Origin of the sequence: Streptomyces sp. NRRL B-24085, assembly GCF_001282115.1 — a bacterium.
Taxonomy (GTDB): Bacteria; Actinomycetota; Actinomycetes; order Streptomycetales; family Streptomycetaceae; genus Streptomyces.
Genome location: NZ_LJBR01000085.1, coordinates 1 through 8,394, shown reverse-complemented (window position 1 = coordinate 8,394; position 8,394 = coordinate 1). Strand labels below are relative to the sequence as shown.

Sequence of the window (8,394 nt, the reverse complement as noted above, 5' to 3'; positions counted from 1 at the left end):
CCCCCGGCCTGGCCCGCCTCGACGAACTCGTCGGCACCTACCGCAGCGCCGGCCTCCATGTCGAGGTCGCCCGCGCCGACCACGGCACCACCCTGCCCGCCGCCGTGGACCTGGCCGCCTACCGGGTCATCCAGGAAGCCCTCACCAACGTCCAGAAGCACGCCGGTACGGCGGCGAAGGCCGAGGTCAGCGTCGTGCGCGTCGGCCCGAACGTGGAGATCACGGTCCTCGACGACGGGGCCGGCAGCGACGACGACCCGGACAACGGCGGCGGCCACGGACTGCTCGGGATGCGCGAGCGCGTCACCGCCGTGCGCGGCACCCTCACCACCGGTCCCCGCTACGGAGGCGGATTCCGCGTCCATGCGATCCTGCCGGTCAAGACCCGCACCGCCGCGAGGGACCAACCGGGGGAGCCCGTATGACGATCCGTGTCCTGCTCGCCGACGACCAGGCACTGCTGCGCAGCGCCTTCCGGGTGCTCGTCGACTCGGAGCCGGACATGGAGGTGGTCGGCGAGGCGTCCGACGGGGCCGAGGCCGTCCGGCTGACCAGACAGGAGCGTGCCGACGTCGTCCTCATGGACATCCGGATGCCCGGCACGGACGGGCTCGCGGCCACCCGCATGATCAGCGAGGACCCCTCACTCGCCCACGTCCGCGTGGTCATCCTGACCACCTTCGAGGTCGACGACTACGTCGTGCAGTCCCTGCGCGCCGGCGCCTCCGGCTTCCTCGGCAAGGGCAGCGAACCCGAGGAACTCCTCAGCGCCATCCGGGTCGCGGCCGGCGGTGAGGCGCTGCTGTCCCCGGCCGCCACGAAGGGCCTGATCGCCCGCTTTCTCGCCCAGGGCGACGCGGACGACAACGACCCGGTGCGCTCCGAACGCCTCGCCGCCCTCACCGTCCGCGAGCGCGAGGTCCTCGTCCAGGTCGCCGGCGGCCACTCCAACGACGAGATCGCCGAGCGCCTGGAGGTCAGCCCGCTCACGGTCAAGACCCACGTCAACCGCGCCATGGCCAAGCTGGGCGCCCGGGACCGGGCCCAGCTCGTGGTGATCGCGTACGAGTCGGGCCTGGTGCGGCCGCGGGCGGAGTGAGCCCACGGAGGCCGCCGCGAGGACCGGAGAGAGAAAGTCCGCCCGGCGATGTCGAGAACCCGCGTCCCGCTCCGTCCCCGTGGTGAGAGCGGCCAGAATGGGTCGCACCGGAACACCAGGAGACATCATGGCCAAGTACCTGCTGCTCAAGCACTACCGCGGCGCTCCCGCTCCGGCCAACGACGTGCCCATGGAGCAGTGGACGCCGGAGGAGATCTCCGCGCATGTGCAGTACATGCGGGACTTCGCGGACGGGCTGGTGAAGACCGGGGAGTACGTCGACGGGCAGGCGCTCGCTCCCGAGGGGACGTGGGTGCGGTACGACGGCGAGGGGCGCCCGCCGGTCACCGACGGGCCGTTCGCCGAGACCAAGGACCTCATCGCCGGCTGGATGGTGATCGACGTCGACAGCTACGAGCGGGCCCTGGAACTGGCCGGTGAGCTGTCGGCCGCCCCGGGCGCCGGCGGGAAGCCGATCCATGAATGGCTGGAGCTGCGCCCGTTCTACGCCGAGTCGCCCACCGCCACGGAGTGCCACCCCGGTGGATGAGACGCTGCTCAGAGGGCTCACCCCGAGCGTGCTCGCCGTCCTCGTCCGCCGCGGAGCCGACTTCGCGGCGGCCGAGGACGCCGTCCAGGACGCGCTGGTCGAGGCGGTCCGGGTCTGGCCGGACGATCCGCCGCGGGACGCGAAGGGCTGGCTGGTCACCGTGGCCTGGCGCAAGTTCCTCGACGCGACCCGCTCGGACACGGCCCGCCGCCGGCGCGAGGAGCGCATCGAGGAGGAACCGGTGCCCGGGCCCGCGTCCGCCGCCGACGACACCCTCCAGCTCTACTTCCTGTGCGCCCACCCCTCGCTCACCCCGTCCTCCGCCGTCGCCCTCACCCTGCGCGCCGTCGGCGGACTCACCACCCGCCAGATCGCCCGGGCCTACCTCGTGCCCGAGGCGACCATGGCGCAGCGCATCAGCCGGGCCAAGCGCACCGTCGCCGGCGTCCGCTTCGACCAGCCCGGCGACGTCGCCACCGTGCTGCGCGTCCTCTACCTCGTCTTCAACGAGGGCTACTCCGGTGACGTCGACCTCGCCGCCGAGGCCATCCGGCTCACCCGGCAGCTCGCCGCCGCCATCGACCACCCCGAGGTCGCCGGGCTGCTCGCCCTGATGCTGCTCCACCACGCCCGCCGCGCCTCCCGCACCGCCCCCGACGGCTCTCTGGTGCCGCTCGCCGAGCAGGACCGCGGCCGCTGGGACACCGCGGCGATCGCCGAGGGCGTGCGGATCCTCCAGGCCGCCCTCGCCCGCGACCGGCTGGGCGAGTTCCAGGCCCAGGCGGCCATCGCCGCCCTGCACGCCGACGCTCCCACCGCCGAGGAGACCGACTGGGTGCAGATCGTCGAGTGGTACGACGAACTCGCCCGCCTCACCGACAGCCCCGTCGTCCGCCTCAACCGGGCGGTCGCCGTGGGCGAGGCCGACGGCCCCCGCGCGGGCCTGGCGGCGCTGGCCGCGATCGACGACACGCTGCCCCGCCACGCCGCGGCCGCCGCCTATCTCCACGAACGCGCCGGCGACCCGACGACCGCGGCCCGCCTGTACGCCGAGGCCGCCCACAAGGCCCCCAACCTCGCCGAACGCGACTACCTGACCCGCCAGGCGGCCCGGCTCAACTCCCGTTCCCGGCACTGACGTCACGGCCCTCGACCTTCCCGAACCGGGACCGCTCACCCCGTTACATATGCTGGGCCCTCGTACTGCCGCACGGGGGAAGGGGATGCGGACGTGCCGCTGCACAAGGACGACCCGAAATCGGTCGGCGGGTACAAGCTGGTCGACCGGCTCGGGTCCGGGGGAATGGGCATCGTCTACCGGGGCAGATCCCGCTCCGGCCGCGAGGTCGCGGTGAAGGTCGTGCACGCCCAGTACGCCGAGGACCCCGTCTTCCGCACCCGCTTCCGCCAGGAGATCGAGGCCGTCCGCAAGGTGAGCGGTGCCTTCACCGCCCCGGTCGTGGACGCCGACCCGGAGGCGGCCCGGCCGTGGATGGCGACCCAGTACGTCCCGGGCCGCTCGCTCGCCGACCGGATGTCCGAGCTCGGCCCGTTGCGGGAGAGCCAACTGCGGCGCCTGGCACTGGGGTTGGTGGAGGCACTGCGGGACATCCACCGGGCCGGGGTGGTGCACCGCGACCTCAAGCCCGCCAACGTCCTGATGGCCGACGACGGCCCCCGCGTCATCGACTTCGGCATCTCCCGGGCGGCGGAGAACAACCCCCTGACCGAGACCGGCCAGATGATCGGCACCCCGCCCTTCATGTCCCCGGAACAGCTCACCGACGCCCGCACGGTCGGCCCGGCCTCCGACGTCTTCGCACTCGGCGCGCTGCTGGTGTACACCCTCACCGGGCGGGGACCGTTCGACGCGGACAGCCCCTACCTTACGGCGTACCAGGTGGTGCACGACGAACCCGTCCTGGACGGCGTGGGGGAGGAGCTGCGGGCGGTCCTGCGGAGCTGTCTGGCCAAGGAGGCCGCGGACCGGCCCGGACTGGACGAGGTGGCCAGCGAGTTCGCACGGGTGCTGCCCGAGGAAGCGGCCGAGGGCCCCCCGACGGTGACCTCGCGTGGCGAGCTGCCTGACCCCTCGGACACCGGGGCCCCCGGCCCGGAGTCGGCCACCTCGCCCGGCCGCCGGCGCCGGCTGCGTCCGCTGTGGGCGGTGACCGCGGCGATCGGCGTGCTGGCCGTCGCACTGACGGCATATCTGCTGAGCGGCCCCGGGCGGACCGACAGTGACGGCGGGGGCGGCACGGTCCAGGCGGAGGGCGCCGCAGCGCGCGGAACGGAGCTGCCCACCGGCTGGCAGCCCTGGCGGACCACGGTGTACGCCAGTGCCGAGCACGGCCCGAAGAAGGGCATCACCCTTCTGGACGGAGACGACGGCCCGGAGTGCCAGACGTACGAGGGCGCCGTGTACTGCGCGGGCGACGCGGTGATGCCCGTACGCCTCGACGGTGTCACCGGACGGGTCGACTGGCGTACCGAGGGGACGCCGTCCTTCGCGATGAAGAGGTCGCACTTCTTCTGGCTCCTCGGTGTCGCGGACGACGTCATGCTGGTCAAACAGCAGTACCAACCCGAAGGCGGCGACCTCGTGACCTCGGTCGTCGCCCTAGACACCGGCACAGGGAAACGGCTCTGGCACCGCACGGTGGACCTCCAGTCGACCCACGTGTTCGTCTCCGGCGACCTGGTGCTCGTCCCGGACATCGGCCGCGGATCGCTGACCGCGCGTGCGGTGCGTACCGGCGCCCAGCGCTGGACGGCGCCGCTTCCGTCGGGGATGCAGTGCGACCCCGCGCACACGAACGTGGGCCTCTACCTGGAGTGCGCTCCCGGCATGACGGCCGCCAAGGAGATCCTGCTCCTGGGCTTCGACCGCTCCGACGGCTCGGTGCGGCGCCTGAAGGTGCCCCCTCACTCGACCCTCGTCGGCACGTACGACGGCCGCCTGCTCTACCTCGAGGCCGCCGAGGAAGTGCCGGGGCACCTGAGCACCGGTACGAAGGGCCCCTTCGCCCGGATCCGGCTGGTCGACCCGGACACCGGTGCCGCCACGACGACGGAGCTGGCGAAGGAGTTCGAGGGCACCGTGACAGCGGCGGACGGCACGCTGTGGTTCACCGGCACCTCCGGCCAGGTGACGGCCGTGTCGGCACGCACCGGCAAGCAGCTCTGGCAGACCCCGACGAGCCTGGAGCAGCCGGGCGGTGTCACCCCGGGCGCGGGCACCCGGGTGGTCTATGTGTCCAGCGCCAGCGGGCGGGTCGCGGCTCTGGACGCCGACAAGGGCACGCTGCTGTGGGAGACCCTGCCGCGCGCCCAGTGGGTGAACGCCCTGACCGAGCTGCCGACCAAGGTGCTGCTCAACAAGGGCGCCCTCGTCGTCACCACGCCGTCCGGCGATGTCTTCACCCTCGACCCCGCCCACCCCGAGCGGACCTCCGCGTCGGGGTGAGCGCCGGCTGACGGCGGGGTTACGGCAGCGCCAGCATCCGCTCCAGGGCCAGCTTCGCGAACGCCTCGGTCTCCTTGTCGACCTCGATCCGGTTGACGAGCTTGCCCTCGGCCAGGGACTCCAGGGTCCAGACCAGGTGGGGCAGGTCGATGCGGTTCATGGTCGAGCAGAAGCAGACCGTCTTGTCGAGGAAGACGATCTCCTTGCCCTCGGGGGCGAAACGGTTCGCGAGGCGTCGTACGAGGTTGAGCTCCGTGCCGATCGCCCACTTCGAGCCGGCCGGGGCTGCCTCCAGCGCCTTGATGATGTACTCCGTCGAGCCGACGTAGTCCGCCGCGGCCACGACCTCGTGCTTGCACTCGGGGTGCACCAGGACGTTCACCCCGGGGATGCGGGCGCGCACGTCCTCGACGGACTCCAGCGAGAAGCGGCCGTGGACCGAGCAGTGCCCGCGCCACAGGATCATCTTCGCGTCCCGCAGCTGCTCGGCGGTCAGGCCGCCGTTCGGCTTGTGCGGGTTGTAGACGACACAGTCCTCCAGGGACATGCCCATGTCGCGCACGGCGGTGTTGCGGCCGAGGTGCTGGTCCGGAAGGAAGAGGACCTTCTCGCCCTGTTCGAAGGCCCACTCCAGGGCGCGCTTCGCGTTGGACGACGTGCAGATCAGGCCGCCGTGCTTGCCCGTGAACGCCTTGATGTCCGCGGAGGAGTTCATGTACGACACCGGCACGACCTGCTCGGCTATACCGGCGTCGGTCAGCACGTCCCAGCACTCGGCGACCTGCTCGGCCGTCGCCATGTCGGCCATGGAGCAGCCGGCGGCGAGGTCGGGCAGGACGACCTTCTGGTCGTCGGAGGTGAGGATGTCCGCCGACTCGGCCATGAAGTGCACACCGCAGAACACGATGTACTCGGCCTCCGGGCGCGCGGCCGCGTCCCGGGCCAGCTTGAAGGAGTCGCCCGTGACGTCGGCGAACTGGATGACCTCGTCACGCTGGTAGTGGTGGCCGAGGACGAACACCTTGTCGCCGAGCTTCTCCTTGGCCGCGCGGGCGCGCTCGACCAGGTCGGGGTCGGACGGCGAGGGCAGATCGCCGGGACACTCGACGCCCCGCTCGCTCCTCGGGTCGGCCTCGCGGCCGAGCAGCAACAGGGCGAGCGGAGTCGGCTGTACGTCGAGCTCCGTGGTCTGGGCGGTGGTCACGACACGCACCCTTTCTACTTTTCGTCGAACTGACGTTATCTATCATAACCCGCTTCACGTCACTTTGACGATGGTCATTGCGTCGATGTGACGTGAATCCCGAAAACGGGCTCACGGGGCTCCGGCAGGACGTTTTCCGCTCGGGGCCGCATGTGCGAGCATGAAGAAGGCGCCGGAAAATACCGGCGTCCGGCCCGGAATGAATCCGCGGCCTTGCCGGTTGCACCAGTCGGCAAGCAGTCTCCGTACAACCCGGGAGAGATGTAGATGTCCGTATCGGACGAGACCGGCACCGTCACCGACGGCATCATCCTGTCCGACGCCGCCGCGGCGAAGGTCAAGGCCCTGCTCGACCAGGAAGGCCGTGACGACCTGGCCCTGCGCGTCGCCGTTCAGCCCGGCGGCTGCTCCGGCCTGCGTTACCAGCTCTTCTTCGACGAGCGCTCGCTCGACGGCGACGTCGTCAAGGACTTCGGCGGCGTCAAGGTCGTCACCGACCGCATGAGCGCCCCGTACCTGGGCGGCGCGTCCATCGACTTCGTGGACACCATCGAGAAGCAGGGCTTCACGATCGACAACCCGAACGCGACCGGCTCCTGCGCCTGCGGCGACTCCTTCAGCTAGTCCGCGGCTCGCACCGGTCCGACGCGACAGAAGGCGGCGGCTCCCTCCTGGGGGGCCGCCGCCTTCGCGCGTCCCGGGGGCTACCGGGCCCCGGAGGTCTCCGGCAGCCGCGCCCCCGGCTTCGTCAGCGGGATCGCCTTGCCGTCCGAGTCCACGACCTCGCGGTCGCCGAGCGGCGCGTCCAGCGGGACCGTCTTCTGCATCTCCTTGGCGATCATGATGCAGACCTTGTCCGGCCACGGCGTGTAGGTCACCTCGACCTTCACCCGGTCCGCGTTCTCGCTCGCCTTCGCCGTGTAGTCCCCGCACACCCCGCCCGTGAAGCTCACGGTCAGCTCGTCGCCCTCGGCGGTGTAGCCGTCCACCTCGACGTCCCGTGTCTTCGGGGCGGAGGTCGGCCGGCCGGAGGGCGCGGTGGGGGAGGCGGGCGTGCTCGGCGTCGCGGTCGCCGGCGCGGCGATGTACGCCGGGTCGACCGCCGGGTACGTCACCGTGAACGCGTCCTTCGCGCCCGTCGCCCGCACCTCGAACAGCCAGGACGGCACCAGCGCCTGCCGCCCGGCGACCAGGTGCGACGCCAGCCCGAACTCCGCCTTCTCGACGGTGAGCGTGCTCTTCGCCGGACTCGCCGTCGACTCCCCGCAGGGCGCCTCGAGCCGGTCCTTCAGCGGTACGGGACTGGCGCAGCCGCCGATGCCCATGCGGTGGTCGGCCACGGGCACCTCGTTCAGCAGCCCCAGCGTCTTCTCGGCGCTCAGCACGGGATACGTGTCGCCCTTGACCGGCGCCTTCAACTGGCCGCTGCCGCCGACCACTTCACCCTGGCCGTTCACGGTGACGCCGGTAGCCCAGCCGTCCGTGGGCAGCCCGCCCACGACCGGGTCGGCGTTCACGATCCGCTGGGCGCCCATGACCTGGCTCGCGTCCAGATGCGCGGTGCCCTGGCCCACCGCCTTCAGCACCGGCGCGGCGGCCTTCTCCGCGACCGCCTCGCTCACCGGACGGCCGCCGGGGGCCCCGCACACGGTGGCGCTCCGGCAGTCGTCGACGACGGGGGAGTAGCGCTGGAAGGTCCACGCGCCCGGCGCCTGCCGGTTCACCTGGAGACTCGGCCCCGAACCGTCCTTGACCCCGATCCGCCAGACCTGCCCCTGCGCCACCGGCGTCCCGTCGACCCCGAGCGCCTCGGCGAGCCGCGCCACCTCAGCCTCGGTGACCTGCCCCTGGGCCCGGTAGACGGGCGCCGAGCCGGGCCCCTCGGGCAGGCTGCCGTCGACGCGGTAGGTCGCGCCGTACGGATTCGGCTCGCCCGGCGCGATCCCGTTCCCGGTCCCACCGCTCGCGTGGTAACCGTCGAGTGCTAGCGGCGGCGGAGTGGCGTCACCGGACGCACCCGAGGTCGTACCGCCGCCGGACCCTCCGGACGGTGGCGTGGCGAGCGGCCGCCCCGG

At 72.2% G+C, this 8,394-nt stretch carries 8 protein-coding genes; 6 read left to right on the top strand and 2 right to left on the bottom strand.

Going from position 1 to position 8,394, the window contains the following annotated elements; genetic code table 11:
- The 5 genes from AOJ26_RS12480 to AOJ26_RS12460 form a co-directional block, all read left to right on the top strand.
- Positions 1 to 425 (top strand): sensor histidine kinase (locus tag AOJ26_RS12480; RefSeq protein WP_324613984.1); only part of this gene is annotated, 425 nt, incomplete at its 5' end.
- Positions 422 to 1,099, top strand: coding sequence for a response regulator (locus tag AOJ26_RS12475; protein WP_053848324.1), 678 nt, complete (start codon positions 422 to 424; stop codon positions 1,097 to 1,099). The genes AOJ26_RS12480 and AOJ26_RS12475, both read left to right, overlap by 4 nt.
- Before the next feature lie 127 nt (positions 1,100 to 1,226).
- Positions 1,227 to 1,649, top strand: coding sequence for a YciI family protein (locus tag AOJ26_RS12470; protein WP_053848323.1), 423 nt, complete (start codon positions 1,227 to 1,229; stop codon positions 1,647 to 1,649).
- Entirely contained in the window at positions 1,642 to 2,787 is a 1,146-nt protein-coding gene (locus tag AOJ26_RS12465; RefSeq protein WP_053848322.1) for an RNA polymerase sigma factor, read from the top strand. Before AOJ26_RS12470 ends, AOJ26_RS12465 begins: the two co-directional genes overlap by 8 nt.
- A gap of 93 nt (positions 2,788 to 2,880) precedes the next feature.
- Positions 2,881 to 5,115, top strand: a complete 2,235-nt coding sequence (locus AOJ26_RS12460; protein WP_053848321.1) for a protein kinase domain-containing protein — start codon at positions 2,881 to 2,883, stop codon at positions 5,113 to 5,115.
- Positions 5,116 to 5,134: 19 nt separating this feature from the next.
- Here the strand turns inward: AOJ26_RS12460 and nadA are convergent, their stop codons facing one another.
- Positions 5,135 to 6,319 carry a quinolinate synthase NadA gene (nadA, locus tag AOJ26_RS12455; RefSeq protein WP_053848325.1) on the bottom strand — a complete coding sequence of 395 codons (1,185 nt, stop codon included), beginning with the start codon at positions 6,317 to 6,319 and terminating at the stop codon, positions 5,135 to 5,137.
- 267 nt (positions 6,320 to 6,586) lie between these two features.
- On the opposite strand from nadA, the gene AOJ26_RS12450 reads away from it, so the two are divergent.
- Entirely contained in the window at positions 6,587 to 6,943 is a 357-nt protein-coding gene (locus tag AOJ26_RS12450) for an iron-sulfur cluster assembly accessory protein (RefSeq protein ID WP_020137379.1), read from the top strand.
- Positions 6,944 to 7,023: 80 nt separating this feature from the next.
- Here AOJ26_RS12450 and AOJ26_RS12445 read toward each other — a convergent pair.
- Positions 7,024 to 8,394 (bottom strand): hypothetical protein (locus AOJ26_RS12445; protein ID WP_053848320.1); only part of this gene is annotated, 1,371 nt, incomplete at its 5' end.

Coding starts and splice junctions, on each gene's coding strand:
- AOJ26_RS12475 (WP_053848324.1), top strand. CDS start 422: ATGACGATCCGTGTCCTGCTCGCCGACGACCAGGCACTGCTGCGCAGC.
- AOJ26_RS12450 (WP_020137379.1), top strand. CDS start 6,587: ATGTCCGTATCGGACGAGACCGGCACCGTCACCGACGGCATCATCCTG.
- AOJ26_RS12470 (WP_053848323.1), top strand. CDS start 1,227: ATGGCCAAGTACCTGCTGCTCAAGCACTACCGCGGCGCTCCCGCTCCG.